Origin of the sequence: Novosphingobium sp. Chol11, from assembly GCF_900218065.1 — a bacterium.
GTDB classification, from domain to species: Bacteria; Pseudomonadota; Alphaproteobacteria; order Sphingomonadales; family Sphingomonadaceae; genus Sphingobium; species Sphingobium agri.
In genome coordinates, this window is record NZ_OBMU01000001.1 from 1,957,154 (window position 1) to 1,982,789 (window position 25,636).

Consider the following 25,636-nt stretch of genomic DNA (forward strand, 5'->3'; position numbering starts at 1 on the left):
CTTCGACACGCTCAGGGCGAACGGAAGTTGGCTATGCCGTTTGCGCCTCCGCAAAGCTGCGGGCACCGGCGGACAGCTTTTCGATGCATTCGGCGACATGTTCCTCGCCGATCACAAGCGGCGGCAGGATGCGGACGACATTCTGCCCTGCCGACACCACCAGCAGCCCATGATTGTCGCGCAGATGCGCCACGAAGTTGCGGGCGTCGGCACTGTCCTTCAGCTTGACGCCGAGCATCAGGCCAAGGCCGCGCACATCCTCGAACATGTCGTGATTGGGAATGAGCTGCTCCAGCGCGGAACGCAGGCGCGCGCCGATGCTGTTCACATGGTCGAGAAAACCCTCGCCCAGCACTTCGTCCAGCACGGCCATGCCGACCGCCATGGCGAGCGGGTTGCCGCCATAGGTGGAGCCATGCGTGCCGAACACCATGCCCTTGGCCGCTTCCTCCGTCGCAAGGCAGGCGCCGAGTGGAAAGCCCGCGCCGATGCCCTTGGCGACGGCCATGATGTCGGGCTGCACGCCATATTGCTCATGCGCGAAGAAGGTGCCGGTACGGGCATAGCCGCACTGCACTTCGTCGAGGATGAGGAGCATGCCCTTCTCGTCGCAGAGCTGGCGCAGGCCGGAGAGGAAATCCTGGGTCGCGGGCGTCACGCCGCCTTCGCCCTGCACGGTTTCGACGAGGAAACCGGCGGTGTTGTCGTCGACGGCAGCCGCGGCCGCTTCCAGATCGTTGAACGGAACGACGGTGAAGCCGGGCAGCAGCGGTTCGAAGCCGTCGCGCATCTTGGGCTGGCTGGTGGCCGAGATGGTTCCCAAGGTCCGGCCGTGGAAGGCGTTGTCGAAGCTGATGATCTTGTGCCGGTGCGCTTCGCCATTGGCATAATGGTAGCGGCGCGCGGTCTTGATCGCGCATTCAACCGCTTCCGCGCCCGAATTGGTGAAGAAGACCGTGTCGGCGAAGGTCGAATCGACCAGTCGCTGTGCGAATTTTTCGCCAAGCGGCATGCCGTAGAGGTTCGACGTGTGCATCAGCGTCGCGGCCTGATCTGCGATCGCCTTCACAAGCTTGGGATGACCATGGCCGAGCAGATTGACCGCGATGCCGCTTGCGAAGTCGAGATAACGCTCGCCACGCTCGCCGATCAGATAGCAGCCCTCGCCTCGCACCGGGCGGACGTCGCACCGGGGGTAAACGGGCATGAGCGGCGTAATCGACATGGTGGCCCTCCCTTCGCTGGGCTGGTGAAAAGTCTCAAAACGCAAAAAGGCGGCCCCCGCCGGGCCGCCCTTTGCGAGCGCTGCCTATACTAGCGGCGCTCAGGTGGTGCAAGCACCCTCTCGCCTGAGACCCCAGCGTCCGCCGGGATGACGGTGAATTACCCGATCTGGTTCCAGGCGTCGGCGATTTCCGCGATGATGTCGCGGGCCTGCTCGGCATGGTCGGGCGAGCGTTCCTTGGCGCTCAGCAGCAGCAGGCGGCGCGCTTCGCGGTAGATTTGGGCGAGGCCCATGGCGATGTCGCCGCCCTTGTCGAAGTCGAGGCTGGATTCGAGCGCGATCAGGATCGACATGGCGCGGGCCTGCTTGTCGGAAACCTTCAGGCGGTCATTGTTGCGCTCGGCAAGCGCGGTGGCTTCAAGGGCGATCAGCAGCTCGTCGAACAGCACCTTGACGAGGGCATGGGGCGTCGCGCCTTCGATCCGGCTGCCCGAATGAACCGCTGCATAGCCGCGCGCCGCGCGATTGCCTGCATAGCCCTGCTGAGAATAGAACATCTTATCTGACCCCTGTTATCAATTATCGCTTTTGGTCCACATGGCGACCTGCTGCTCAAGATAGGTCTGCGTCGCCTTGAACGCGGAAAGCCGCTTTTCCATGTTGGTGTAGATTTTGGAGAGCTGCGCCTGGTAATCCGTCATCTGCTCGTTCAGCTTTTCCAGCTGCTCGGTGAGATTTTCGGCCAGCTTTTCATATTTGGTCTTGGCGGTGGCGAGCGGGCCGTCCTTCTGCTGGATCTTGTCGCGCACGCCGTCCATCAGCCCTGCAAGCCCAGGCGTCGTGTCCGACTTGACAGCCGGATTGAGCATCTGCGTGATCCCGGCCGCGTCGGCCGTCAGCGCCTTGTCGAGCGCGGCGGTGTCGAGCTTCAGCGTGCCGTCGCGGTTGGTGCTGACGCCGATCGATGACAGCGTCGTGTAGGCCCCGCTCGGCGCGAGCACCGCCGAGGTCATCTGCGACAGCTGCCGCTTCATGTCCCGAACCGACGATTCGCCGTTCAGCGCGCCAGCGGTGGAGGGGTCCGATCCCTTCGCGGTGGCGGTGTTGAGCGCCTTCATCAGCGTGTTGTAGGCATCGACGAACTCGACCATCAGGTCGCGCATCGTGGTGGTCGGCTGCGTCGTCGCCAGCGTCACGCTGGTGCCCTGCGCGGCCTTGTTTAGGTCGATGCGCAGATGGGCGATCGCGGTATCGATGGTGTTGCTGCTGTAGCGCTGCTCCACCCCGTCAAGGCGAATGATCGAATCCTGCGCCTGCACCTGGCGCGTCATGCCGCCAGTCGTGCCGTCCCATGTGAAGGCGTCGAGCGCGGCATTGGCAGGTGATGACGTATTCGTGAAGGTGAAGCTGTTCGCGGCCCCGGTGGCGCCCTTCATCACAAGGCGCGTGCCCTGATTGTCAGTTATGACGCCGGCCGTCACGCCTGCGCCGGACGCATTGATGGCGGCGGCAAGATCAGCATAGGTTGCGCCCGCCGCGAGCGTGATCGGAACGGCGGCGCCATTGCCCACCTTGAGCGAAAAGCTGCCAGCGCCAAGCACAGTGGACGCGGTTGCGTTCGCAGCGATAGCCGATGAGATGGTCTGAGCGGCAGCAAGTTGGCGCACTTCAAGCTGGGCGGGAAGCTTCGGCGTACCACCGGGGAGCAGGCTGACCGCCGCGATGCTGGGATCGTTGGAGGCTGGGTTGCCCGCATAGCCGGTGCCCGCGAGCAGGCTATTGAGCGCGTCGGCAAATGTGTCGAGCGAACTGGAAGCAGAGGCAAGCGCCGAAATACGCGCATTATTGGCGCTCTGCCGATCGACGATCATCTTCTGCTTCGGGTCGCGCGCGGCGCTCACCAGGCTGGTGACCAGCGCCCCGGTATCAATGCCGGACCCGATGCCGAGCGCTGTCGAAATACTGCTGCTTACCGAAGTCATCGTCCGTCCTTTCGAGGATGAGAACGGCTCTAGGACGAAGACCTTTAGGAATGATTTTCATGAGGAAAGGAAAGATCGCGCTTGGCGATCTTTTACCTCAATGGTCAGTCGAAAGCAGTTGATCCACCGTTCCACGCTTCAGATGGGCTTGTGCCGCATGCGCGTAGCTCGCCTGTTCGGCAATGCGCTTGCCCAGCGTCACCGCGCTTTCCACCGCTTCCTTCGAAGCGGGCGGCAGGGGCACAAGGATCATGGGCGCAGGCAGCAGCGTCTGGATTTCCGCTTCCGCGCCTTCCACGGTCGGCGTGGCCGAGGCCGATCGCAACTCCGCCAGGATGTCGGCCACGCGCGCATGCACCTTCGCATATTCGGCGGCGCTGGCGAGATCATCTTCGGAAAGGCCCATATTCGTGCCGCCGTCCTGCGGCTTGCCTGCTGGCGTGTCCGTACCCTGCTGGGCGGCTACAGGCTGGACCGCGGGCACGGCCGAAGGCGTTCGGGAAGACACCCGATCAACCTGCGTTAAGTCGCTCCGCGAAACATATTCGTTCATGACGCACCATCCTAATGCGTCCCCATGAATATATTACGGCCAGCAATGCCTAAGATTTAGTTCACCGTGAGGTTTTTTATCAAGGCGTGGCGCCTCTCATCAAAAATCACCCTGCCCCGTTCGGACTGAGCTTGTCGAAGCCCTTCACTTTTCATGAAGAAGAAAACGGCCCTTCGACAGGCTCAGGGCGAACGGGAGCAGGAGGCGGGTCCTAGAGCTTCTGTCCGTCAGCATCGAAGCGCAGGTCGTCGGGCACGCTGATGAAGGGCCGGTCCATCTCGCTCGCCATCCGGTTTTCCACGCGGAAGACGAAGGCGAGGACGGTCGCGACCGCCATGTAGAGCCCTTCATTGACGATCTGCCCGGCGCGCGAAGTGAAGTAGATGGCGCGGGCAAGATCGGGATATTGAAGGACCGTCACGCCATTCTGGTCGGCAAGCTCGCGAATGGCGGCGGCGATCGCGTCGCAGCCCTTCGCCACCACGACTGGCGCGGCATCCTGCCCCGGCTTGTAGCGCAGGGCGACGGCGAAGTGGGTCGGGTTGGTGATGATCACGCTGGCTTCAGCCACCGCCTGGCGCGTCGATCCGCTCAGCACCTCGAACTGGCGGCGGCGGATATGGCCCTTGAGTTCCGGCGAGCCTTCGCTCTCCTTATGCTCGTCCTTGATGTCCTGCTTGCTCATGCCGAGGCGTTTCGAACGCTGCATAATTTGCGCGGGGACGTCGATACCAGCGATGAGGAACAAGCCGCCCGCCATGACGAGGCAAGTCATGATGAACATGTTGCCCAGTTCCGACATGGCGGGAGCAAGGCCCGACGAGCCAAGGCCGATGATCGCGGTCAGCCGGTCCCAGATCAGCCAGACGCCGATGGAGCCGAGCAGTGCGACCTTGGCGATCGACTTCATCAGCTCGATAAGGCCCTGCATGCCGAAGATGCGCTTGAGGCCCGATGCCGGATTGAGCTTCGACGCCTTGGGCGCGAAGGCACCGGGGCGGAAGCCGAGCGAGCCGAGAATGGCGGGTCCCGCGATCGCGGCGAGCGTCGTTGCCAGCAATATGCCGCCCACCGGCAGGGCGATGCCGGTGAGCAGGCTCATGCCCCGCGCGGCGGGCGCGAAGTCCATGATATCCTCACGCCGGAAGCGCAGCGCCTCGATCAGCATCTGCGAGAGGGATTCGACGACGGAAGGTCCCGTCACCGCGATCCAGCCGAACCCTGCCATCACGACCAGAGCGGTCGCCAGTTCCTTGGACTGAAGGATGTCGCCCTTCTTGGCGGCATCCTGCAATTTCTTTTGTGTCGGCTTTTCGGTCTTTTCGCCGCCGCCATTGTCGCCAGCCATGTCAGCGGCCCTCCGCGATCGACTGGGCCTGGTCGAGCCCGGACTTGAGGGCGGCGGTCAGCCCCTCGCCCATCACCGGCGCGGCGATGGCAAGCAGGATGAGGCCCGCCATGACGGCGACGGGCATGCCTACGGCAAAGAGGTTGAGCGACGGTGCGCTGCGAGCGAGCATGCCCATGATGATCTGCACCAGCACGAGCGCGAAGCCGACGGGGAGCGCAATGGTGAGGCCCGCACCAAGCAGCGCGCCCCCGAACTGAACCAGATGCCACACCGCATCATTGCTGAGCATTGCGTCTCCGGGTGGCAGCGCCTTGTAGCTTTGCACCACGAAGCTGGCGAGCATCAGATGGCCGTCCATGCCGAGCAGCAGGAAGGTGGCGAGGATCGACAGGAATGTGCCGACCGCCTGGGTCGCCTGCCCCGAGGACGGATCGACCATCGCGGCGAAGTTCAGGCCCATGGTGTTGCCGATCGCCTCGCCCGCAACGAAGGCAGCGGCATAGCCGATCTGCACCGCGAACCCCATGGCGAGGCCGGCCAGCACCTCGCCCATGACCAGCATGACGCCCGCGAAACTGGCGACGCCGTCCTGCGGCAGCTGGATGGTGACGCTGTTGAGCGCGGCGAGGCCAAGCGCAAGCGACAGGATGAAGCGCAGCGGCAGCGGCACGGAGGGCGCGCCGAATACGGGCGCCGCGATGAAGGCCGCGCCCGGGCGGATCATGGCGATCAGCCAGATCCAGAGCTGCGTCTCCACATTCGCGAAGCCCGGCGCAATCATTGGAGCAGGTCCGGGATGCGTTCGAATATTTCGCGGGTGAAGTCCGCGATGAGGACAAGGATCGACCCGCCAAACAGCACCAGCATGCCGCCCACGACAATGATCTTGGGGATGAAGCTCAGCGTCTGTTCGTTGATCGAGGTGGCGGCCTGCACCATGCCGATGAGGACGCCAGCGATCAGGGCCGGGATCAGGATGGGCGCGGCGGCGAGCGCCGTGATCCAGAGCGCCTGTTGAGCAAGGCCCATGAAGAAGTCGGCGTTTTCCATGGCTAGATGCCTCGCGCGGTCATGTCGCGAAGGACCCGGCGAGAGACCCCATTGTCAGGGCCCAGCCATCCACCAGCACGAACAGCAACAGCTTGAACGGCATGGAGATGATCGTCGGCGACAACATCATCATACCGAGCGCCATCAGCGTGGAGGCGACAACGAGGTCGATGATGAGAAACGGCAGGAAGATCATGAAGCCGATCTGGAATGCGGTTTTCAATTCGCTCGTCACGAAGGCGGGGAGCAGGATCGAGAAGGGGATGTCGGCGGGTGAGCGAAAGGCGGGCGCTTCGGCGAGGTTGGCGAAGAGCTTCAGATCCGTCTCGCGCGTCTGCTTGGCCATGAAGCCGTGCAGCACTTTGCCCGATCGGCCGACCGCTTCCTCGATGCTGATCTGCCCCTTGCCATAGGGGTCGAAGGCCTGCGCGTTGATCTGGTCGATCGCGGGGCGCATCACGAAGAGGGAGAGGAAGAGCGAAAGGCCCACCAGCACCTGGTTGGGCGGGGTCTGCTGCAATCCCAGCGCCTGGCGCAGGATCGACAGGACGATGATGATACGGGTGAAGCTGGTCATCATGAGCACAAGCGACGGCAGTACCGACAGCAGGCTCATCAGGACGAGGATCTGGAGCGACAGGGACAGCGGACGGCCATCGCCCGAAATCGCGCCCATCGCGCGGGTCAGCGCGCCGCCATTGTCGATCGGCGCTGCGGGTGCGGCCTGCGCGGCTGCCTGGGCGAGCGCGGGTTCAGCCAGCAGCAGCCCAGCCGTCAGCGCAAGTCCGCCGATCAGCAGCGCCCTAGCGCGCACGATAGGGATCGCCTTCCGCGATTTTTTCGATCCGGCCGCGCGTGACGGACAGCAGTATCTTCTTGCCCTCGAATTCGACCACGGCGAGCTTGCCGAAGGTGCCGAGCGGGAGCGCTTCGAGCATCTTCAGGGATCGGCCGTCCTGCCCCGCGATCATGCCGGGCTGATATTTGCGCCAAAGCCACAGCGCGCCGAAGGCCATGCCGCCGACCAGCGGCAGGAGGATCAGCAGTTTGACGAAATACCAGAACATGAGGGCCGGTCCGCTATCATGGTTAACCGCCCTTCCGAATCAGAAAGATCGGCGCGCAGCAAGGGAAAAAGGATGGTGGCGCGATCAACCGCGCCGTTCGACCCCGGCCAGGCGGCTTTCGGCAGCAGCGATGTCGACGATGCGGATGCCATAGCGGCCATTCACCGTCACCACCTCGCCCTTCGCGATCAGCGCCCCGTTGACCATGATGTCGAGCAGGTCGTCGGCCTGACGGTCGAGTTCCACGATGCTGCCTTCGGCCAGGTCCATGACCTCCGCCAGGCGCAGCGACGTGGAGCCGACCTCCACCGACATGCGGACGGGAATGTCGGCCAGCAGGCGGAACTGGGGATTGCTGACCATGCGGCTCAATCCATTGTCGGCAAAGCCGTCCATCCGCGGCGCTTCGCTCATGTCGCTCATTGTTCAGGTCCCTGTAAAAGCTTTTCAATCTGGAATGCGGCGCGGCCGTCCTGTTCGCCGATCGATCCATGAGCGACGATGCGGTCGCCCACGATCAACGGGAGGCTGCGGCTGATATTGATTGGAATGATGTCGCCGGTCTTCAACTGCATGAGGTCGGCGAGCGAGAGATTGGGGCGCGCCAGCACGGTGCGGGCGGGCAGGCGGATGTCGCGCATGCGATTGGCGATGCGCGCCTGCCACACTGGATCGACGCGCTCCTCGTCCACCGGAGCCTTCGTCCCCATGAGCGGCTCCACCGCGCGCAACGACGACAGCGGGTAGAGCAGGTCGATCGGCCATTCCTGATCGCGCGCGATGCTGAGCATGAAGCGTTGCAGCACCATCTGCTCGCCGGGCTGCGCGGCGGATGCGAAGCCGATCCCGGTTTCGCGGATGACAAGGCCGATTTCCAGCGGCAGGATGTCGGTCCAACCTTCCGAAAGGCGCGCGATCACGCCTTCTGAAATGCGGCTGATCAGCCGGTCTTCGGTAGGGGTGAACTCGCCCCGGGCAGGCAGCGGGCGATTGCCGAGGCCGCCGTAGAAGCAATCGACCAGCGTCGAGATCATGGCCGCGTCCATGCGCAGCAGCATCTGACCCTTTAGCGGCGCGATGCGATAGACGCCGATGCTGGAAAAGGTGGGCACTTGCGCCGACCACTGACCGAAATCCAGCACTTGCGCGTCGAGCATGGCGATATGCGGGCGCACGCCCGAGATTGGCTCGAACAAGGCGCGCAAACGCCGGCCGAGCTTTTCGCCCAGCCGGTCGAGCCCGGACAGCAGCTGTGGTGTCTGCGATTCCCCGCGCCCGAAAGCGTAGGTCTGAACGTCGTTCATCATAGTCCCCTGCCCTAGCGGGTCAGGGGACTTCCCGACCTTTCAGGCACCCCTATTGAATAACGAAATTGGTAAAATAAACGTTATCGATGCCGCCATAGCCCGTCTTTTGCTTCAAAACATCGTTGATAACGCCCTTGATCCGGCCCTGGAGCTGCCGCTTGCCTTCCGGCGTCGCCAGCATCGCTTCGGGCTGTTGGGCGAGCAGCATCAGAACCTGACTGCGAATCGCCATTTCGTGCGTCTTTATCGCCTCGATCACGCGCAGGTCGTAATAGGTGGATACCGCCACCGAAATCTGGGCGAAGGCGTCGGTGTCCGACATGTTGGAGGTGAAGGGCGCCTGCAACTGGAAATAGGTCGCCTGATAGGCCGCCGGATTGGCGGGCGTGGGAAGGTCGATGCCCTTGCCCGGATGCGCGGGCGCATGGCCCCCGCCGCCGCCTTCACCATGCCCTTCGCCGCCCATGCCATGAGCCTTCGCGACTTCCTCGGCGCTCTCGCCCGCAAGGACGAGGACTGGCTTGTTGGGATCTTCCTTGGGGCCCTCTTCCTTGGCGCTGAAGAAACCGGCCGCGTAGAGCCCGCCAGCCGTGCCCGCACCACCCAGGACAAGCGCGGCGGCGGCCAGCAGGATCATCTTCATGCCCCCGCCCTTTTTCTTCTTCGCCTTCGCCTCGTCGCTCATCTGCCGGTCCCCCGAAAATCCTGGATCTTAAGCGTAACGCGCGCGCGCCCGGCCATGGGCGGCAGGCTGCGCGTCCGCATGGTTAAGAACGGCAGGATCGCCGGAGCCTTTAGGGCCAAAGCCGTTATTTTCGCGCCCCTGCCAGCGATTTTGCTGGCCTTGGGGCTGGCCCATATTCTGGCCGTTATTCTGCGCCCAGGCGGAGCTCTGAGAGCCTTGCTGCGACTGTTGTTGCTGCTGCTGAGACGATGACTGGCCACCTGTTTCGGCGCGGTGCGCTTCAGCCACCGCAGGCGCGCGTTCGACCTTCAACTCGGCGATGCGAACGGCAGCGAGGCCCGCGTCCAGCTTCAGCCGGTCGCTATCCTGCCGCAACGCCGCCTCCGCCGCCTCACTGGCAACGGTCAGGCTGACTGCGGCGCCGTCCGTGTCGTGGCGAATGTCCACCTGCACCGCGCCCAGATGCTGCGTATCGATCTGGAACCGTCCCTGCGCGCCGTTTGCCGACAGCCCTGCAATGTCGCGAGCAAGCCCGTCAATCCACTGGCCGGAAACACCCATGTCGACGACCTGAGCGCCGAGGCTGGCAGACAAATCGGGCGATGGCGAAGCGGGAACTGCGCTTGGTGGGGACAGGCTGGCGGTTTGCGGAGCCGCGACCGGAGGAGCAGCGGGAGCTGCGTCAGGGGACGGCGGAACGACGGACGAATCCAATGCCGGTTCGGCTGAACGCGCGGGCGTTTCGGCTTTCGCATGCGCAGCGGCGGAAACCTGTTCGCCGACGCGAATGGGCGCGCCGGTCTGGCGCGCGGCCACCTGTTCACGCACGATTGCCAGGAGAGCGATCGCTTCCGCCTTCACCGGCTTGCCATTGAGGACGGGCGCTGCGGGCGATACGCCTTCGGGGGCTGGGCTTTCGCCTGCCATCACCGCCACAGGCGCGTCTGGAACCGCCGAGGATATCTTCCCCTCGCCGCGAGCGTGGCGCTGGTCTGGGGCGATCCTTTCAGGGTCGCTTTGGATTGGCGCAGGACCGCGCGAGGGCGCCGATGGCACAGGAACCGTCATAATCGGTGCCACATTGGGTGCGGCAGCTACAGGTTCGGAGCCGTCTGTTGATGCATCGGCTACAGGTTCAGGATTGACTGGCGGAACGGCTTCAGCTGCCATGACGGGCTGCGGCACTGGAGCCGTAGCCGCAGGGTCCTGCTCCGTACGTTCGACCTTTGCCTTCTGCTTGGGCGAGGATTGGGTTTCGACCGGCGAGGCTTCCGCCATGACGGGAATGGCAGGCCCCGGCTCAGGCTCATCCTTGTGAGCGGCAGGATGAGCCTTGGGCGACTGGGCAGGCTTAGTCCCCTTATCCGGTACTGCGGCTTCCGGCTGGACGGGTGCTTCACCCGACGCATCTGGCTCAGGGATGGGTGCTTCGTCCGGCAAGCTTGTCTCGGACTGCGCCTGGGAAGGCGAAGGCTCAACCTGCGGCTGCTGCTCCACCGGAACATCTGCGGCCTGCTTGACGAACCCGAGCGCTCGGCCGGGCGGCAATTGCGACGGCAAGGATTTGCCGGCGGCAACCGCTATGGCAAGCCCGTGCGGAACGTGGCCCTGCGCAGGCGTGGCCTCGGGCGGAGCCATGTTTATTAGAAGGCCGGAGGGAGCGGTAGCTGTGTCCCGCTGTTCAATGGGCGGGATATCAGCCGCAACGGGCGGCAAAGCTGGTCCCTCGATCTGCGGCAGGGCCGGAGCAACGGCGGTCTCTTCCGCCATCGTGCCGTTGAACAGCGCAGCGAAATCGGCCGTCTCGCCCGGCGAGGCAGGCTGAACCGCCGCTACGCCCGGCGCGGCCGTGGAAAAGAGCAGTGCCTTCAGGCTGGAAAGCATGTTCATCTCATAGGTCTCCCGTCCGCTGCATCCGGCGGTAGCGCGGCAGGGCCGCCAGCTTGTTTTCCCGCCATTCCTCCAGGTCCGCGCGGGCGCGATCCTTGAGCTTTTCGGCGATTTCGCGATCCCGATTGGCCGCAAGGGTCAGGCCCTCCTTGGCCTCTACCTTGCGGCGCGCATCGTAGAGCGCGCCATCCAGCTGACGGCCAGCCTGCTCGAGCCGGCCAGCAAGTTCCTGCATCGCTGCAAAATTCGCGCCAGTTGCCATGCCGGGGTCGGAAAAAAGATCGTTCCGCACCTTGCGCAGCCGGTCGGCATTGCGTTCGATGCCGTCTGCCTCGTCACGGGCACGGGCCGTTTCAGCGACAGCCATGGCATGTTGCACATGGCGGACGCGCAGCACGCGGTGGCGCGTCTTGAGCGCGCCCTTCATGCGCCGAACTCAGCGATGAGAGCACCAGCGCTGGTGTCGAGGTCGATCCGGCTTTTCTGATCCTGCCGGATGAAATCGAGGATTTCCTGGCGGCGTTGCACGGCTTCGTCGATCACCGGGTCATTGCCCGGGCGGTAGGCGCCCATCAGGATCAGGTCGCGATTTTCTTCATAGGCGGCCCACAGGCGGCGGTAGGAGGCAGCGGCCATGCGATGATCGTCCGGCACCACGTCAGCCATGACGCGCGAGAGGGACTTGCCGATGTCGATGGCGGGGAAGATCGCCTGTTCCGACAGATGGCGCGAAAGGACGAAATGGCCATCCACGATAGCGCGGGCGGCGTCTACGATGGGATCGTCGGTGTCGTCACCGTCCGCCAGCACGGTGTAGAGCGCGGTGATCGAGCCGCCGGTGCGGGCGTCCACCCCTGCCCGTTCGACCAGACGGGGGATGAGAGCAAGCGCGGAGGGCGGATAGCCCTTCATCGCGGGCGGTTCGCCAAGGGCCAGGCCGATCTCGCGCTGGGCATGGGCGCAGCGGGTCAGGCTGTCGATGAGGAGCAGCACCTTCTTGCCGCGCGCGCGGAAATATTCGGCGATGGCGGTGGCCCGCGCGGCGGCGCGCAGGCGCAGCACCGGGGGATGATCGGCGGGCACGGCGACGACGATGCTCTTGTGCATCGAATTTTTGAGCTTGGTTTCCAGGAAGTCGCTGACCTCGCGGCCGCGTTCGCCGATCAGGCCCGCGACGACGATGTCGGCTTCCGCGCCTGCGATCATCTGGCCCATCAGGACGGACTTGCCCACGCCCGACCCAGCGATGATGGCAATGCGCTGGCCGCGCCCGGCGGTGAGCAGCGCGTTGACCGCGCGCACGCCAAGGTCGAACGGTTCAGTCACGCGGCCCCGGTCGAGGACATTGCCCTTGACGCCATTGAGCGGCCAGCTGCCGCCGGCGATAATCGGTCCCTTGCGGTCGAGCGGCTGGCCCATGGCGTCGATGACGCGGCCGATTAGCCCCTCGCCCACCTGCACCATGTTCGCCTGGCTGTCCGGTTCTACCCGTGCACCATTTTCCAGCGGTGCGTCGGCATCCAGCGGCACGAGCAGCGTCTTGTCGCCGCGAAAGCCGACCACCTCGGCGCGGCAGATGGTGCCGTCCGACGCGATCACCCGCGCGCCTGCGCCGATCGGCTTGCGAAAGCCCGTGACCTCCAGCATGCCCGCATCGTGGCTGACGAGACGGCCGACGTGACGGGGTGAACGGTTCTGGACCTGGAGATGGTCGAACAGGCTTTCCGCCTGGGCAAGCGATGCCTTGATCATGCCCAAACCCCCTTCATGAACGGCCTTCCATGTCGTCCATCAGCGCACGCAGGCGCGACAGGCGCACGTCCGGGCCATCCTCGATCCAGCCGTCTGCGGTTTCGAGCCGCACGCACCCGCGATGCATGGCGGGATCACCGACCAGCTTCACGCCGATCGTTTCGCCTTCCAGCATGGCGACATCGTCGGGATGCAGGTGGAGCGCGCTCTTGTCCTCGTTATCCTCGATGAAGGCGGCGACCGTGTCGCAGCGCTGGACGAGCCGCTCCAGATCGATCTCGACCTCGCCGACAATCTGTTCGACCAGCCGGACTACCGTGGCCGACAACATGGTGGACAGCATGCCGCTGGGCGCGGGCGAAAGATTTTCCAGTGCTTCGGCGAGGCGAGCGCGTGCTTCGGCATCCGCGGCGGCGGCGTCGCCGACCACCCGGCATCCTTCATCGAAGCCGAGCGTGAAGGCCTCCATCCGGGCCTGTTCGATGATGTCCTCGTCGGTCATGGCGGGCGCGGCATCGTGCATCGTCCTGCCGGGTGCCGGGGCCGCGTCGGAATAAAGGCTGCGGAAGCTGCCGTTTTTTACCTGCCCCATGCCGCCCAAGGGGATGCTCGACGCGTCCCGGCTGCTGCTTGCGTCCCAGACCTTAAACAAAGTCGTTCCCCTTGCCGCCGAGCATGATGGTGCCAGCGTCGGCCATGCGGCGCGCGGTGGCGATGATCAGCTTTTGCGCCTCCATCACCTCTGCCAGGCGAATGGGTCCGCGTTCCTCGATCTCGTCGGCGATCGCCTGCGCGGCGCGGGCCGACATCGCGCCGAAGATCTTGCCCTTCAGCATCTCGTTCGCGCCCTTCAGCGCCACCACCAGCACGCTGCTGTCGATGGTGCGCATCAGCGTGCCCATATTCTTGTCATCCATGTCGATCAGGTTATCGAACACGAACATCTCTTCTTCGATGGTCTGCGCGATCATCTTGTCGCGCTTGGCCACCGCCTTCATGATCCGCTGTTCATTTTCCTTGCGGACATTGTTCATGATGGCAGCCGCCTCGATCGTGCCGCCGCGCTGGGACGCCGCACCCTGCTTCTTGGCCGTGGAGCCACGCAGCAGCAGCTGTTCCAGATCGTCGAGCGCCTCGTTCGACACCGGGCCCAGGGTTGCGATGCGATAGACGATCTCTTCCTGATATTCGGCCGGAAGCAGCTGCAGCACATCGGCGGCGACGGGCGCTTCCAGATGGGCGAGCACGATTGCCATGATCTGCGGATGCTCCGCCTCGATGAGGGACGCCACTTCCTTGGCGTCCATCCACTTCAGCATTTCGAGCTGGGTGGAGCGGGTCGGCGGCGTGATGCGCGCCAGGATCGTCTCGGCGCGTTCCTCGCCCAGCGCCTTGGTCATCGCGCCCCGGATGTGACGGGTAGCGCCATAACCGATGGTGGTGCGCTTCTTCGCCTTGGTGACGAAATGGTCGAGCGCCTCGTTGACTTCCTCGACAGCGACGTCGGCGACATCATACATGGCATAGCCAAGCTGGCGAACTTCGTCGGGTTCCAGGCGCGAAAGGATCTGGGCGGCTTCATCCTCGTCGAAGAGCATCAGCAGGACGGCGGCGGCGGCGCTGCCCTTGATGGCGGCGGGAGCGGTATCGACCTCAGCCATTGTCTTTCTTCCCTTCCTTCAGGAGGTCGCGGACGACAAGGGCGGCACGATCCGGGTCCTGCTTCACGAAGTTGCGGATAAGGTCGGCGCGCTGTGCATAGTCATAGGTGGACGAGATCATGTCGAGCGTCACTGCCTTGCTGCCGTCCGGCGCGATCGCCGCCTGCTTGGTGATCTCGGAGGAGATTTCACGGCCGATCTTCTGACCCTGCGCAGCGGTCTGCTCGGCGGCGGCTTCCTGAGCAGCGGCGCGGCGCTTCAAGAGCGGGCGGCCGATGCCGAAGATCACCAGCAGCGCGACGGCCAGCGCCGACAGGTTGCGCACCAGCGGAGAAATCCAGTCCGCTTCATACCAGGGCGCTTTCACTTCCTCCGCCTTGACGAAGCTGCGGGAGGAGAGAGCGACCACGTCGCCGCGCGCCTGATCGAAGCCGACCGCGCCCTTCACCAACGCTTCCAGAGCGGCGATTTCCTGTGCCGAGCGGGGCTTGCCATCCGCGCCATTGTCCAGCGCCACGGCGACGGACAGCCGCTTGACGGTGCCGACCGCGTCCCTGGTCACAGAAACTTCGCGGCCCAGTTCGAAGCTGCGGTTGAAGGTTTCCTCGGTCTTCATCGGCGCGCTTGCCGGGGTTGCAGGCTGATTGGCCTGCGTGCCCTGGCTGACAGCCTGACCGTTGGGATTGGTCTGGGTGACGGTCGGGTTGACCGGGGCCTGATTGCTGAGTGCGCCCGGTACGCCGCTGGCTTCGCCGCCAGCGCCCTGACCGCGTGGGTCGGACGCCCAGCTGCCGGTTTCGGTGCGCAGGCGGGCTTCGTCCTGCGGATAGGTTTCGCGGGTCGCCTGACGCTCTGCGAAGTTGAGTTCGGCGCGGACTTCCGTCGAGAATTTGCCTTCGCCCAAAATCGGGGTCAGCAGTGCGATCACCGACTGGCGATAGCGGTCCTCGATCTTGCCCTGCACCGCAAGCTGGCGATCGTCGGCGGCATTGCCGTCATTGTTACTGAGCAGTCGGCCATTCTGATCCACCAGCGAAATCTGGTCGGGGCTGAGTTCCGGCACCGATGAGGCGACGAGGTGGACGATGGCGCTCACCTGCGCATCGGTCAGCGTGCGGCCCGAAGCCAGACGCAGCATCACCGAGGCGGAGGGCTTGGCCCGTTCGCGCAGGAACACGCTTGGCGGTTCGACGGCGAGGTGAACCTTGGCGCTTTCGACGCTGTCGATCGCCTCGATCGTGCGAGCCAGGTCCATTTCGCGGGCGGAACGGAGCTTTTCGCCCTCGACCGCGCGGCTGGCGCCCATGGGCAGGCTGTCGATCATGCTGTTGCCGTCGGGCGCGCTCTTGGGCAGGCCTTGAGCGGCGAGCATCATCTTCGCCTTGAAATAATCATCCTCGGCCACGGTCATCGCGCCCGAATTGTCGAAGTCGTAAGTCAGGCCATTCTGGTCCAGCACCTGTGCCACGGCCGACTTGTCCGCATCGGGCAGGCCACGGAACAGGTCACGCTGGGGCGGTTCGCGCAGCGCCAGCCAGGCAGCGCCAGCGGTGGCGACGACGCCCAGCAGGCCGAGCAGCGGCAGGCTCTTCGCCACCGCAGGCTGTTTGATGAAGCCGGTGAAGCGCGCTTTCAGCGCATCGGCGCCCTTCGCGCCGCCAAAGGCAGGGGCGCTGGTGGCGGGGAGAGCAGCGCCAGCGCCGCCGTCGAGGGTGAGTGCGTTCTCGCTCATGGATTATACCGGCATGCTCATGATGTCCTTGTAAGCGGACAGGAGTTTGTTGCGGACCTGGAGGGTCGCTTCGAAGCTGACCAACGCCTGCTGCTTGGCGAGCATGACAGCGGCGATGTCGGTTGTTTCGCCCCGTTCGAAGGCGGAAGCCGCCTCGCCTGCCTGGGCTTGCAGGCCGTTGACCTGCTGGAGGGCGGAGTTGAGCGCTTCGGTGAAGCCGCCGGGCTTGGTGCCCTCGGCCCCGCCAACGTTTGACCCGCCGCCGACCGTACCGGTCTGCGCAACATCGCGGAGAGCCGCGTTCTTCTGGAGGATGGCGTTGCGGATCGCCATCACGCTGTCAGTCGGGGAAATGCCGGTCATGCCCTACCTCCCTCAAGCCGCTGCAAGTTCGCGCATTTCGGCGAGCCGGTAGCGCAGGGTGCGTTCGGAGATGCCGAGCTTGCGCGCGGCGGCGGCGCGGTGGCCGTCCGTCTCACGCAGCGCGGCGCGGATGGCGTCGAGCTTCGACTGGCGAGCGACGTCGCGCAGGCTGATCGTCCCGGCGGGCGCGGGCTGTGCATCGAAGACGCGCAACTGCGGCGCGCCAGCGATGTGCAGGTCTTCCGCGTCGATCCGGTCGCCTTCGCGCAGCACGATGGCGCGCTGGAGGACATTGCCAAGTTCGCGGGCATTGCCGGGCCACACATGGGCGGCGAGCTTTTCCAGTGCCGCAGCGGTCGGCCAGACGAATTCCTGATGGCGCAGCAGCATGGCGGCGGCGATGGCGGTCACGTCGCCCGCGCGCTCGGCCAGCGGGCGCAGTTCCAGCGGCATGACATTGAGGCGCCAGTAAAGGTCTTCGCGGAACCGTCCGGCGGCGACTTCGGCGGCGAGGTCGCGGTTGCAGGCCGCGATGATGCGAACATCGACCGGCACGGGATGGGTCGCGCCGACGGGCAGGATTTCCCCTTCCTGCAACGCACGAAGCAACTTCGCCTGCAGCGCCAGCGGCAGTTCGGCGATTTCGTCCAGGAACAGCGTGCCGCCATCAGCGGCCAGGAACAGGCCATCGGAAGCGTTGGCCGCGCCGGTGAAGCTGCCCTTTTTATGCCCGAACAGCATCGCTTCCATCATCGTTTCGGGAAGCGCGGCACAGTTGACGGCAATGAAGTCGCGGCTGATGCGGCCCGACTGGGCATGGAGGAAGCGTGCCATGCCTTCCTTGCCGGTGCCGGTGTCACCCTGGATCAGGACCGTGGCGTCGCTGCGGGCAACACGGCCAGCCAGCGTCATCAGGCGAGTGCTGGCTGCGTCGCCCACTGCCGGGACGCTTGCGGGGCGGGCGAGCTCGGCGATGAGCGCGAAGGCAAAGCCCATATCTTCGATATTGAATGCCACGCGGGCAGGCAGGCCGTTGGCGGCAGGCACCAGCGAAGGCTTTCCGTCGATCAGATTGATCAGGATATCGCGATGGGTCGCATGGCCGATCTCCGTCGCCAGCAGCACGCGGCGCTCGTCACGCTCGCGCGGGCTCTGCGCATCGACGATGCGTACCATGTAGAAGGCATTTTCCAGCCAATGCTGCAGGCCAGGAACGAGCGCGCAGACACCTCGGCTCACGTCAAGCGACGACATGACAGTCCCATCCATTTTCGGCTGGCTTGTGCCCCCGCACGCCCCAACCCCCTTCGATGCTCTGACAAATGCCCTTCGCATGGTTATCATCTGGTTAATGCGGCAATAACCTTGCTGCCGGGCGGCAATTTTCTTCCGCTTTGCCGGAGCGGTGGACTGGCTTCCATTTGGCGCGGTTATGCAAGACCCGCTGATTTCGGGGCTTTTTGAACTTTCTCAGAAAAAAATGCGCCGAGCCCTAAAAGCTTTTTTCGCCGCGCCGTTATCCCCTTTCGAGGCCGCAAGCAGCCTGATGGCAGCGACCTGATAGGACATAGAAAGGGAATATCATGACTGTTATCGGAACCAACTCCTCCGCTCTGCGCGCCGCCAATGCTTCGGCTCTCGCAGGCAAGTCGCTGAGCACCGCCATGGAGCGTCTGTCGAGCGGCAAGCGCATCAACAGCGCCAAGGATGACGCAGCAGGCCTCGCGATCAGCTCGCAGATGACCTCGCAGATCAAGGGCATGACCCAGGGCATCCGCAACGCCAATGACGGCATCTCGCTCGCTCAGACGGCGGAAGGCGCGCTCGGCGAAGTTGCCAACATGCTGCAGCGTATCCGCGAACTGGCCGTCCAGTCGAAGTCGGAAACCTACTCGGCGACCGACCGCACCAACCTGAACGCTGAAGCGACCGCACTGAAGACGCAGATCACGAGCGTCCTCGCCACCACCGAATTCAACGGCGTCCGCATCTTCAACAGCGCAGCCGGCGCAACCTACACCGCCAAGGCTGGCGACGTCGATATCCAGGCCGGTGCCAATGCAGGCGACGTTGTGAACATCGCCTTCGCAGCCCTGACCAACCTTGCTTCTTCGGACGTCAGCACGACGACCGGCGCCGCCACGGCCCTGACCGATGTCGACACCATGCTGAAGGATGTGGCAACGACCCGCGCTTCGCTCGGTGCAGCCCAGAACCAGCTGGAATCCACGGTTAACGGCCTGACCAACAACATCACCAACCTCTCTGACGCCCGCAGCCGCATCGAAGACGCCGACTTCTCGGCCGAAACGACCGCTCTCGCCAAGGCGCAGATCCTGAACCAGGCTTCGACGGCGATGCTCGCTCAGGCGAACCAGAGCCAGCAGAACGTCCTGAAGCTGATCCAGTAATCTGGACTAGCTCACCGAAATTGACCGGCTGAGGTATTGGTCACCTGACAGCCAGTCATGGGAACCCGGCGCATCAACAGTCCCCACCGCGCCGGGCAACCACCTTCGATCGAACGGCCAGCATATCGAAGCCTCCGTCCCCCCGGGCGGAGGCTTCACCGCATTTTGGACGGCCAAGGCTTGCATTATGCGATCATGCGCCCATCATTACGGCCATGATCGATATCGACCGCCGCGCGCTGATCGGCGCATCAGGCGCTGCCCTCCTTCTTCCCGGAACCGCTTTTGCCCAGAAGGGCGGCGAGCGCTTTGGCTGGGAAACGGTGATCGCCCGCGCCAGAAGTCTCGCGCGCCAGCCTTATCGGGAAACGCCGCACCATCCCGGCGCGCGCAAGGTGGACTATGACGCGCTCTACAAGGCGCGTTTCCGCGAGGACCGCACGATCTGGGGCAAGCTGCCCGGCGATACCGGCGTGCAGCTTTTCCCCTTGAGCGCCTCTGCTGAACAGCCGGTGGAGATTGCGCTGGTGGAGAATGGCCGGGCCACGCCGCTGCGCTATGATCCGACCATCTTTGACGCGCCTGCCGACAATGCGGTGCGGCAGTTGGGGCCGGACGCTGGCTATGCGGGCTTTCGCGTCATGAACGCCGCGCGCGATGGCGATTGGCTGTCCTTCCTCGGCGCGAGCTATTTCCGCTCCCCCGGCGCGACCAAACAATTCGGGCTGTCCGCTCGCGCGATCGCGGTCAACACCAGCATACAGGGCAAGGAGGAATTCCCCCGCTTCACCCATTTCTGGCTGGAGCGCACGGGTCCGAGCAGCCTCACCATCTACGCCCTGCTGGACGGCGCTTCGATCACCGGGGCCTATCGCTTCGTGACTGAAAAGACGACGCAGGGCGTGCGGCAGGATGTCGATGCCGCACTGTTCGCGCGCCGCCCGATCGCGGAACTGGGGCTGATGCCGATGACCAGCATGTTCTGGTATGATCAGGCGAGCCGCGCATCCCGCACCGACTGGCGGCCGGAAATCCATGATTCCGACCTGCTGGCAATCGGCAGCGCGGACGGAACGATCCATGCGCGTCCGCTCATCAATCCCGCCGCACCGCGCGTCGACGCCTTTGCCGAACGCAACCCAAAGGGCTTTGGCCTGATGCAGCGGGACCGGAATTTCGAAAATTATCAGGATGACGGCGTCTTTTATGAACGCCGCCCCTCTCTCTGGGCTTCGCCGCGCAAGCCGTTCGGTGCGGGGCAGGTCCGGCTCTACGGATTTTCCACGACCAGCGAATATGTCGATAATGTCTGCGCCTATTGGACGCCAGCGGCGGCGGTTCGGGCGGGCAGCCGGATCGATGCGAGCTACCGGCTCGACTGGTCGTCAGCGGGCGGACCGGCAAAAGGCATCGCAGTGCTCGACAATGTGTGGACCGGGCAGGCCGGTGAGGCGGGCGTGGACCGTCTGATCCTGGATTTCTCTGGCGTGGCAAAGGATGCGCAGCCCGACATCTGGGTCGATCTGGCTGGCGCTACTCTGGTCAGGAAGGGCGGATATCCCGTCCTTCATCAACCTGGCCTCTTCCGCGTGGCGCTCGATCTGCGACGTGAGAGGGGCAACGCGGCCGATGTCCGCGTCCAGCTTCGCTCCGTCAATGCGGCCATGAGCGAATATGTGCATTATCCGCTGGGCGCTTGACGGAACCGGCAGGGACCGGGCGCTTTGACGCGTCCGTCATGATTTTGGAACGGACAGACGTGAAATGGCGATGATCAGCGGGCAAACGGATAGCCGCAAGGAGCAAGCCTCCGCACGCGCGTTCGAGCATGTGCCTGCCGAAATGCCGCTCCCGATGCCGGAGCAGGATTTCAGCGAGCATCCGCGCGACTTTCCGCACCGGCCGCTGAACATCGATCAATGGGCCCGGCGCATGCTCGTCATATTGCTGGCCCTATTGCCTGCGTCCATGGCGGCCCATGAAATGCGGCGCTCCATTGGTCTCGACGGCATTTCTCTGTGGGAAGGCGTCTATCTTGCCCTTTTCATCCCGCTATTCGCCTGGATCGCCTTCGGCTTCGCCACCAGCCTGATCGGGTTCCTGATCCTGACCATGGGAAAGGCTTCGGCGGCCCAGCCCTATCGAACCTCCTTTGCCACGCCCCTTCGGGGGCGGACGGCCATATTGCTGCCGGTCTGCAACGAGGATTTTCTGGGCGTCATGGGCCGCCTGTCGATCATGGAGCGATCCCTGGCACAGGTCATGGGCAATGAACGCTTCGAATTCTTCATCCTGAGCGATTCCAACCCGGACAATGGCGAGATAGAGCGCAACACTTATCTGGAAATGCGCAAGGGCTTCTCGCGGCCGGTGCATTACCGCCGCCGCGCACTCAACATCGGCCGCAAGCCCGGCAATATCGCTGAATGGGTACAGCGGTTCGGCGGCGGCTATGACTATATGATCGTGCTGGACGCGGACAGCGTGATGAGCGGGCAGACGATGGCCCGGCTGGCGCTCGACATGGAACGGCATCCGCATGTCGGCCTGATCCAGACCGTGCCGACGATCGTGGGGGCATCCACCTTCTTTGCGCGCTGGCAGCAGTTCGCCAGCCGCCTGTTCGGCCCGATTTCGGCTGCGGGCATGATCTGGTGGGCGGGATCGGAAGGCATGTTCTGGGGGCATAACGCCATCCTGCGCACCAAGGCCTTCGCGCAGAGTTGCGGCCTTCCCGAACTGCCCGGCCGCGCCCCGTTTGGCGGCCATATCATGAGCCATGACATGATCGAAGCCGCGCTGCTTCGCCGCCGCGGCTGGGACGTGCACATGGTCATGGCCGACGACAGTTTCGAGGAGTTTCCCCCTTCCCTTCCCGATCTCGCCACCCGTGACCGCCGCTGGTGCCAGGGCAATATCCAGCATGTGCCGCTCATCCCCAAGATCAGGGGCTTGCATCTGGTCAGCCGGTTCCAGCTGCTGGTCGGCGCGTCGGCCTATTGTACGTCGCCGCTATGGCTGGCGCTCTTGCTCGTCGTGCTGGGCGGTGCGTTGGCTGGCGTCTGGCCGCCGAGCGCGATCCTGCCATCGGGCGGGCTGCTGGCGCTCACCGCAGTGCTGCTCTTCGGGCCGAAGCTGCTCGCGATGGGATGGGCGATGGCCGATCCGGCGCGGCGCATCGGCTTTGGCGGAGCGGCGCGCATGAGCCGGGGCGTCATGGCGGACATCGCGCTCTCGATCCTGATGGCGCCCGTCAGCATGCTCACGCAGACGATCAACCTGTTCGGCATATTGATGGGGCGCAAAAGCAGCTGGAGCGGGCAGGTTCGCGACCGGGACGGCATGTCGATCGGGGGCGCCGTCTGGCTGTTCAAATATCATATCATGCTGGGCGGCTTGCTGACTGCTTTGGCGATCCAGGGCGGCACGTCGGTGGGATGGATCATACCCGTGGTCGCGGGGCTTGTGCTTGCTCCCGTCCTTGCTGCCGTCACGGCGCGTAAAGGTCTGGGCCAGAAGGCGGAACGCAGCGGACTTTTTCAGGTGGCAGAGCCCTGGTGGCGGACAAACAGCTATCGCGCGCCGCACTATCCTGAGCAGGCCAGGGGATGCACCTCGCTAAGCCAAGCGGTCGTGAACGATCACTGAAGTTTCGTCATGCCGGCATAAGCTGGCGTCTCAGACCTGACGTTCAACCAAGCGTCACGAGATCCCAGCTTCCGCTGGGATGATGCCTTCTCAATCCCACTCGCGAAGCTTTTCGCGTAGCTTGTCCAGCGCCGCCTTCTTGATCTGGCACACGCGGGCTGCGCCGATGTCGAGCGCCTGGCCGATCTCCTCAAGGTTCAGTTCTTCGACGAAATAGAGCTGCAAGACCAAGGCCTCGCGCTGCGGCAGTTCGCCGATACAGGTGGCGAGCGCGGCTTTCAGCGACTCGCGTTCCATCACATCGTCGGCGCGATCTTCGACATCGGCGAACCACATGGATTGGTCGGAATAGACCTCGTCCATGCTGGTGTGCTGGACCATCTCGCAGCTATCAGCGAGTTCGCGATAGGCGGCTGCCTCCATGCCTAGCTCGCCCGCCATTTCGGCTTCGAGCGGCGCGCGGCGCAGTTGCTGCTCCAGTCGATTGCGGACGGAGGCGAGCTGCTTGCGGTTGGCCATGGCTGACCGGGCGATCGTCGCGCCGCGCCGCAGATGATCGATCATCGCGCCGCGCACACGCATCTGCGCATAGGAGGCAAAGCCAAGGCCTCGATCCTCAAAGCCATTGGCGGCCTCGACCAGTGCGACCATGCCGATCTGCAGCAAGTCCTCGACTTCGACCGCGCTCGATACGCGGCCATGCACATGCCAGGCGATCTTGCGTACCAGTGGCATGTATCGGCGGGCCAGCTGCTCCGGGCTGTTGTTCGACCGGCCGTAGGTGTTGGCGTCGGAACCGGCGATGACCTTCTTCATGAACATGGGTCAGTTATCCTCAGGCGACGCGTTCGCGAGTTGGCAACGGATCGTGACGGGGTGCGGGCCGCTGTTCGCCGCCGACCACGGCGACGACCTCCACGCCCTTGCCATCGGGGATTTCCAGGAAGGACAGCACCGGCGTTTCGGGCAGATGCGGCTTGAACAGGCGGGCGAGCGCGCGGCGCGCGACCGGTGAGGTCACGATGGCGAAGTTGCGCGCCTGCCCCATTATCGGACGGGCGGCCTGCACCACTGCTTCGATGATGCGGTTGGCGAGTGCGGGTTCGATCGGATGCTTGGCATCTCCAGCAACCCGCATCGCCTGGGCGAGCAGCGCTTCCAGATCGCCATCCAGCGTGATGACCGGCAGCGGCATCTTCACCGGCACGAGGCCCTGGATGATGAGCGCGCCGATGCGCTGACGGACGGCCTCGACCAGTTGCTCGTGGCTCATGTCGGGCCGTGCGGCATCGACCATCGCCTCGCAGATGCGGCGGAAGTCCTTGAGCGCGATGCCTTCGGACAGCAGCGCACGGCACAGCGCGGAAATCTGCGTCAGGCTCAGCGTGCCGGGGGTCAGGCCATCGACCAGCTGCGGCGCGGCGTCCTTCAAATTGTCGAGCAGCTTGCGCGCTTCATCGATGCCGAACATCTCGCTCGCATTCATGGCGATCAGCTGGTTCAGGTGCGTCGCGACCACCGTCGGCGGATCGACCACGGTGTAGCCTGCGACCACCGCTTCGCTGCGCTTGGCGGGCGAGATCCACACCGCATCGAGGCCAAAGGTCGGGTCCTTCGCCTCGCGGCCGGACACCACACCTTCCAACGCGCCGCTATCGAGCGCCAGCAGATCGTCAGGGAAAATTTCATCCTCGCCGACGACCACGCCAGCGATGGTGATACGATATTGGTTGGGCTCCAGCGCCAGATTGTCCTTCACACGGACCATCGGCACGACGAAGCCCAGCTCCTTCGACAGCTGGCGCCGGATGCCGGTGATGCGGGCCATCAGCGGCGCGCCCTTGCGCTCGTCGACCAGCCCGATGAGGCCATAGCCGATTTCGAGGCCCAAGATCGCGCCGTCCGACACGTCATTCCACTCGATCAGCGCCGGGTTGGCGGGCTCCGGCATTGGTGCAGGCTCGGCCGCCTTGGCCTTGGCGCTCTTGCGCAGGGTCCAGGCGATATAGCCCGCGACCGCTGCGGCGGGCAGGATGATCATGTGCGGCATGCCGGGCAGGATGCCGAGGAAGGTCAGGATCGCCGCGACCGGCGCCCAGGCCTTGCTCGATCCGAACTGGCCGGTGATCTGGTTGGACAGGTCGTCTTCGCTGCCAACCCGCGTCACAATGGCGGCGGCGGCGATGGAGAGCAAAAGCGCCGGAACCTGCGCCACCAGCGCGTCGCCGATGGCAAGGACGATATAAGTCTGCGCGGCCTCGCCCATCGAGAGGCCATGGCTGACCACGCCCAGGATGATGCCGCCCACGATGTTGATCGCCAGGATCAGGATGCCCGCAACCGCGTCACCCTTCACGAACTTGGACGCACCATCCATGGAGCCGTAGAAATCCGCCTCGGTCGCGACTTCGCGGCGGCGGACCTTGGCTTCTTCAGGCGTCAGCAGGCCGGCGTTGAGGTCGGCGTCGATCGCCATCTGCTTGCCGGGCAAGGCGTCCAGGGTGAAGCGCGCGCTGACTTCCGACACGCGGCCCGCACCCTTGGTGATGACCACCAGGTTGATGATCATCAGGATCGCGAAGACGAAGATGCCGACGACATAATCGCCGCCGATCAGGAAATGGCCGAACGCCTCGATAACATGGCCCGCAGCGTCCGATCCTTCATGACCCGACACCAGCACCACGCGCGTCGATGCGACGTTCAGCGCGAGGCGCAGCAAGGTCGCGAACAGTAGCACCGTGGGGAAGCTGGAGAAGTCGAGCGGCTTGGCGGCATTGAGCGCCACCATCAGCACGGCAAGGCTGATCATGATGTTGGTGATGAAGCCCAGGTCCAGCATGAACGCAGGCACCGGCACCATCATGAACAGCACGACCATCAGCGTCGCGATGGGCAGCACGGCCCCCTTGGCGGCGCTCATCCAGATCTTCGCTTTGACTTGGGCGGGAGTCATAGG

The 25,636-nt window shown here is 64.5% G+C and carries 26 protein-coding genes; 4 read left to right on the forward strand and 22 right to left on the reverse strand.

Annotation, left to right across the window (positions count from 1 at the left end; all coding sequences use genetic code 11):
• Positions 1–31 precede the first annotated feature (31 nt).
• From NCHOL11_RS09815 to NCHOL11_RS09910, 20 genes are all read right to left on the reverse strand, one after another.
• Entirely contained in the window at positions 32–1,225 is a 1,194-nt protein-coding gene (locus tag NCHOL11_RS09815) for an aspartate aminotransferase family protein (protein WP_097092143.1), read from the reverse strand.
• Between the two features lie 158 nt (positions 1,226–1,383).
• Positions 1,384–1,782 (reverse strand): flagellar export chaperone FliS, encoded by a 399-nt coding sequence (locus NCHOL11_RS09820; protein ID WP_097092144.1) that lies wholly within the window; start codon positions 1,780–1,782, stop codon positions 1,384–1,386.
• A gap of 18 nt (positions 1,783–1,800) precedes the next feature.
• Positions 1,801–3,207 carry a flagellar filament capping protein FliD gene (gene fliD / locus NCHOL11_RS09825; protein WP_097092145.1) on the reverse strand — a complete coding sequence of 469 codons (1,407 nt, stop codon included), beginning with the start codon at positions 3,205–3,207 and terminating at the stop codon, positions 1,801–1,803.
• A gap of 97 nt (positions 3,208–3,304) precedes the next feature.
• Positions 3,305–3,760, reverse strand: a complete 456-nt coding sequence (locus tag NCHOL11_RS09830; protein ID WP_097092146.1) for a hypothetical protein — start codon at positions 3,758–3,760, stop codon at positions 3,305–3,307.
• Positions 3,761–3,971: 211 nt separating this feature from the next.
• Entirely contained in the window at positions 3,972–5,108 is a 1,137-nt protein-coding gene (flhB, locus tag NCHOL11_RS09835; RefSeq protein ID WP_097092147.1) for a flagellar type III secretion system protein FlhB, read from the reverse strand.
• A 1-nt stretch (position 5,109) separates the two neighbouring features.
• Positions 5,110–5,892: a flagellar biosynthetic protein FliR gene (fliR, locus tag NCHOL11_RS09840; protein WP_097092148.1), complete on the reverse strand. Its 783-nt coding sequence runs from the start codon at positions 5,890–5,892 to the stop codon at positions 5,110–5,112.
• Positions 5,889–6,161, reverse strand: coding sequence for a flagellar biosynthesis protein FliQ (fliQ, locus tag NCHOL11_RS09845; RefSeq protein WP_097092149.1), 273 nt, complete (start codon positions 6,159–6,161; stop codon positions 5,889–5,891). The genes fliR and fliQ overlap by 4 nt, the downstream gene beginning before the upstream one ends.
• A gap of 19 nt (positions 6,162–6,180) precedes the next feature.
• A complete protein-coding gene (gene fliP / locus NCHOL11_RS09850; protein ID WP_097092150.1) occupies positions 6,181–6,975 on the reverse strand; it encodes a flagellar type III secretion system pore protein FliP in 795 nt (264 codons plus the stop codon).
• On the reverse strand, positions 6,965–7,228 hold the full coding sequence (locus NCHOL11_RS09855) for a FliO/MopB family protein (RefSeq protein ID WP_097092151.1): 264 nt from the start codon (positions 7,226–7,228) through the stop codon (positions 6,965–6,967). Before NCHOL11_RS09855 ends, fliP begins: the two co-directional genes overlap by 11 nt.
• 84 nt (positions 7,229–7,312) lie before the next feature.
• A complete protein-coding gene (fliN, locus tag NCHOL11_RS09860; RefSeq protein WP_097092152.1) occupies positions 7,313–7,651 on the reverse strand; it encodes a flagellar motor switch protein FliN in 339 nt (112 codons plus the stop codon).
• Positions 7,648–8,532, reverse strand: a complete 885-nt coding sequence (locus NCHOL11_RS09865) for a flagellar motor switch protein FliM (protein WP_097092869.1) — start codon at positions 8,530–8,532, stop codon at positions 7,648–7,650. The genes fliN and NCHOL11_RS09865 overlap by 4 nt, the downstream gene beginning before the upstream one ends.
• A gap of 52 nt (positions 8,533–8,584) precedes the next feature.
• Positions 8,585–9,220: a flagellar basal body-associated FliL family protein gene (locus NCHOL11_RS09870; protein ID WP_097092153.1), complete on the reverse strand. Its 636-nt coding sequence runs from the start codon at positions 9,218–9,220 to the stop codon at positions 8,585–8,587.
• Between the two features lie 27 nt (positions 9,221–9,247).
• On the reverse strand, positions 9,248–11,110 hold the full coding sequence (locus NCHOL11_RS09875; RefSeq protein WP_255254759.1) for a flagellar hook-length control protein FliK: 1,863 nt from the start codon (positions 11,108–11,110) through the stop codon (positions 9,248–9,250).
• 1 nt (position 11,111) lies between these two features.
• Entirely contained in the window at positions 11,112–11,537 is a 426-nt protein-coding gene (locus tag NCHOL11_RS09880; protein WP_097092154.1) for a flagellar FliJ family protein, read from the reverse strand.
• Positions 11,534–12,862 (reverse strand): FliI/YscN family ATPase, encoded by a 1,329-nt coding sequence (locus NCHOL11_RS09885; protein WP_097092155.1) that lies wholly within the window; start codon positions 12,860–12,862, stop codon positions 11,534–11,536. The genes NCHOL11_RS09880 and NCHOL11_RS09885 overlap by 4 nt, the downstream gene beginning before the upstream one ends.
• A gap of 13 nt (positions 12,863–12,875) precedes the next feature.
• Positions 12,876–13,454, reverse strand: a complete 579-nt coding sequence (locus NCHOL11_RS09890; RefSeq protein ID WP_097092871.1) for a FliH/SctL family protein — start codon at positions 13,452–13,454, stop codon at positions 12,876–12,878.
• A gap of 52 nt (positions 13,455–13,506) precedes the next feature.
• On the reverse strand, positions 13,507–14,523 hold the full coding sequence (gene fliG / locus NCHOL11_RS09895) for a flagellar motor switch protein FliG (protein ID WP_097092156.1): 1,017 nt from the start codon (positions 14,521–14,523) through the stop codon (positions 13,507–13,509).
• Positions 14,516–16,255, reverse strand: a complete 1,740-nt coding sequence (gene fliF, locus NCHOL11_RS09900; RefSeq protein WP_097092157.1) for a flagellar basal-body MS-ring/collar protein FliF — start codon at positions 16,253–16,255, stop codon at positions 14,516–14,518. The genes fliG and fliF overlap by 8 nt, the downstream gene beginning before the upstream one ends.
• A 3-nt stretch (positions 16,256–16,258) precedes the next feature.
• Complete coding sequence (gene fliE, locus NCHOL11_RS09905) at positions 16,259–16,618, reverse strand: flagellar hook-basal body complex protein FliE (RefSeq protein WP_097092158.1); 360 nt, start codon at positions 16,616–16,618, stop codon at positions 16,259–16,261.
• 12 nt (positions 16,619–16,630) lie between these two features.
• Entirely contained in the window at positions 16,631–17,872 is a 1,242-nt protein-coding gene (locus NCHOL11_RS09910) for a sigma-54 interaction domain-containing protein (RefSeq protein WP_097092872.1), read from the reverse strand.
• 151 nt (positions 17,873–18,023) lie between these two features.
• Between NCHOL11_RS09910 and NCHOL11_RS18370 the strand changes: the two genes are divergently transcribed.
• From NCHOL11_RS18370 to mdoH, 4 genes are all read left to right on the forward strand, one after another.
• Positions 18,024–18,179 (forward strand): hypothetical protein, encoded by a 156-nt coding sequence (locus NCHOL11_RS18370; RefSeq protein ID WP_217991058.1) that lies wholly within the window; start codon positions 18,024–18,026, stop codon positions 18,177–18,179.
• A 22-nt stretch (positions 18,180–18,201) separates the two neighbouring features.
• Complete coding sequence (locus NCHOL11_RS09915; RefSeq protein ID WP_097092159.1) at positions 18,202–19,029, forward strand: flagellin N-terminal helical domain-containing protein; 828 nt, start codon at positions 18,202–18,204, stop codon at positions 19,027–19,029.
• A gap of 215 nt (positions 19,030–19,244) precedes the next feature.
• Positions 19,245–20,729 (forward strand): glucan biosynthesis protein, encoded by a 1,485-nt coding sequence (locus tag NCHOL11_RS09920; protein ID WP_097092160.1) that lies wholly within the window; start codon positions 19,245–19,247, stop codon positions 20,727–20,729.
• 70 nt (positions 20,730–20,799) lie between these two features.
• Positions 20,800–22,677, forward strand: coding sequence for a glucans biosynthesis glucosyltransferase MdoH (gene mdoH, locus NCHOL11_RS09925; protein ID WP_097092873.1), 1,878 nt, complete (start codon positions 20,800–20,802; stop codon positions 22,675–22,677).
• Positions 22,678–22,767: 90 nt separating this feature from the next.
• Here mdoH and NCHOL11_RS09930 read toward each other — a convergent pair whose 3' ends face one another.
• Complete coding sequence (locus tag NCHOL11_RS09930) at positions 22,768–23,499, reverse strand: sigma-70 family RNA polymerase sigma factor (RefSeq protein WP_097092161.1); 732 nt, start codon at positions 23,497–23,499, stop codon at positions 22,768–22,770.
• Between the two features lie 13 nt (positions 23,500–23,512).
• A complete protein-coding gene (flhA, locus tag NCHOL11_RS09935; protein ID WP_097092162.1) occupies positions 23,513–25,633 on the reverse strand; it encodes a flagellar biosynthesis protein FlhA in 2,121 nt (706 codons plus the stop codon).
• Between the last annotated feature and the right edge of the window lie 3 nt (positions 25,634–25,636).

Bases quoted from the DNA above. Each gene is read 5' to 3' on its own strand.
- NCHOL11_RS09885 (WP_097092155.1), bottom strand. From the start codon at position 12,862: ATGATCAAGGCATCGCTTGCCCAGGCGGAAAGCCTGTTCGACCATCTC.
- NCHOL11_RS09815 (WP_097092143.1), bottom strand. From the start codon at position 1,225: ATGTCGATTACGCCGCTCATGCCCGTTTACCCCCGGTGCGACGTCCGC.
- NCHOL11_RS09880 (WP_097092154.1), bottom strand. From the start codon at position 11,537: ATGAAGGGCGCGCTCAAGACGCGCCACCGCGTGCTGCGCGTCCGCCAT.
- NCHOL11_RS09915 (WP_097092159.1), top strand. From the start codon at position 18,202: ATGACTGTTATCGGAACCAACTCCTCCGCTCTGCGCGCCGCCAATGCT.
- fliF (WP_097092157.1), bottom strand. From the start codon at position 16,255: ATGAGCGAGAACGCACTCACCCTCGACGGCGGCGCTGGCGCTGCTCTC.
- NCHOL11_RS09920 (WP_097092160.1), top strand. From the start codon at position 19,245: ATGATCGATATCGACCGCCGCGCGCTGATCGGCGCATCAGGCGCTGCC.
- NCHOL11_RS09910 (WP_097092872.1), bottom strand. From the start codon at position 17,872: ATGTCGTCGCTTGACGTGAGCCGAGGTGTCTGCGCGCTCGTTCCTGGC.
- fliN (WP_097092152.1), bottom strand. From the start codon at position 7,651: ATGAGCGACATGAGCGAAGCGCCGCGGATGGACGGCTTTGCCGACAAT.
- NCHOL11_RS09865 (WP_097092869.1), bottom strand. From the start codon at position 8,532: ATGAACGACGTTCAGACCTACGCTTTCGGGCGCGGGGAATCGCAGACA.
- mdoH (WP_097092873.1), top strand. From the start codon at position 20,800: ATGATCAGCGGGCAAACGGATAGCCGCAAGGAGCAAGCCTCCGCACGC.
- fliQ (WP_097092149.1), bottom strand. From the start codon at position 6,161: ATGGAAAACGCCGACTTCTTCATGGGCCTTGCTCAACAGGCGCTCTGG.
- fliD (WP_097092145.1), bottom strand. From the start codon at position 3,207: ATGACTTCGGTAAGCAGCAGTATTTCGACAGCGCTCGGCATCGGGTCC.
- NCHOL11_RS09890 (WP_097092871.1), bottom strand. From the start codon at position 13,454: ATGGGGCAGGTAAAAAACGGCAGCTTCCGCAGCCTTTATTCCGACGCG.
- NCHOL11_RS09820 (WP_097092144.1), bottom strand. From the start codon at position 1,782: ATGTTCTATTCTCAGCAGGGCTATGCAGGCAATCGCGCGGCGCGCGGC.
- NCHOL11_RS09830 (WP_097092146.1), bottom strand. From the start codon at position 3,760: ATGAACGAATATGTTTCGCGGAGCGACTTAACGCAGGTTGATCGGGTG.
- fliG (WP_097092156.1), bottom strand. From the start codon at position 14,523: ATGGCTGAGGTCGATACCGCTCCCGCCGCCATCAAGGGCAGCGCCGCC.
- fliE (WP_097092158.1), bottom strand. From the start codon at position 16,618: ATGACCGGCATTTCCCCGACTGACAGCGTGATGGCGATCCGCAACGCC.
- NCHOL11_RS09875 (WP_255254759.1), bottom strand. From the start codon at position 11,110: ATGAACATGCTTTCCAGCCTGAAGGCACTGCTCTTTTCCACGGCCGCG.
- NCHOL11_RS09855 (WP_097092151.1), bottom strand. From the start codon at position 7,228: ATGTTCTGGTATTTCGTCAAACTGCTGATCCTCCTGCCGCTGGTCGGC.
- NCHOL11_RS09870 (WP_097092153.1), bottom strand. From the start codon at position 9,220: ATGAGCGACGAGGCGAAGGCGAAGAAGAAAAAGGGCGGGGGCATGAAG.
- flhA (WP_097092162.1), bottom strand. From the start codon at position 25,633: ATGACTCCCGCCCAAGTCAAAGCGAAGATCTGGATGAGCGCCGCCAAG.
- NCHOL11_RS09930 (WP_097092161.1), bottom strand. From the start codon at position 23,499: ATGTTCATGAAGAAGGTCATCGCCGGTTCCGACGCCAACACCTACGGC.
- fliR (WP_097092148.1), bottom strand. From the start codon at position 5,892: ATGATTGCGCCGGGCTTCGCGAATGTGGAGACGCAGCTCTGGATCTGG.
- flhB (WP_097092147.1), bottom strand. From the start codon at position 5,108: ATGGCTGGCGACAATGGCGGCGGCGAAAAGACCGAAAAGCCGACACAA.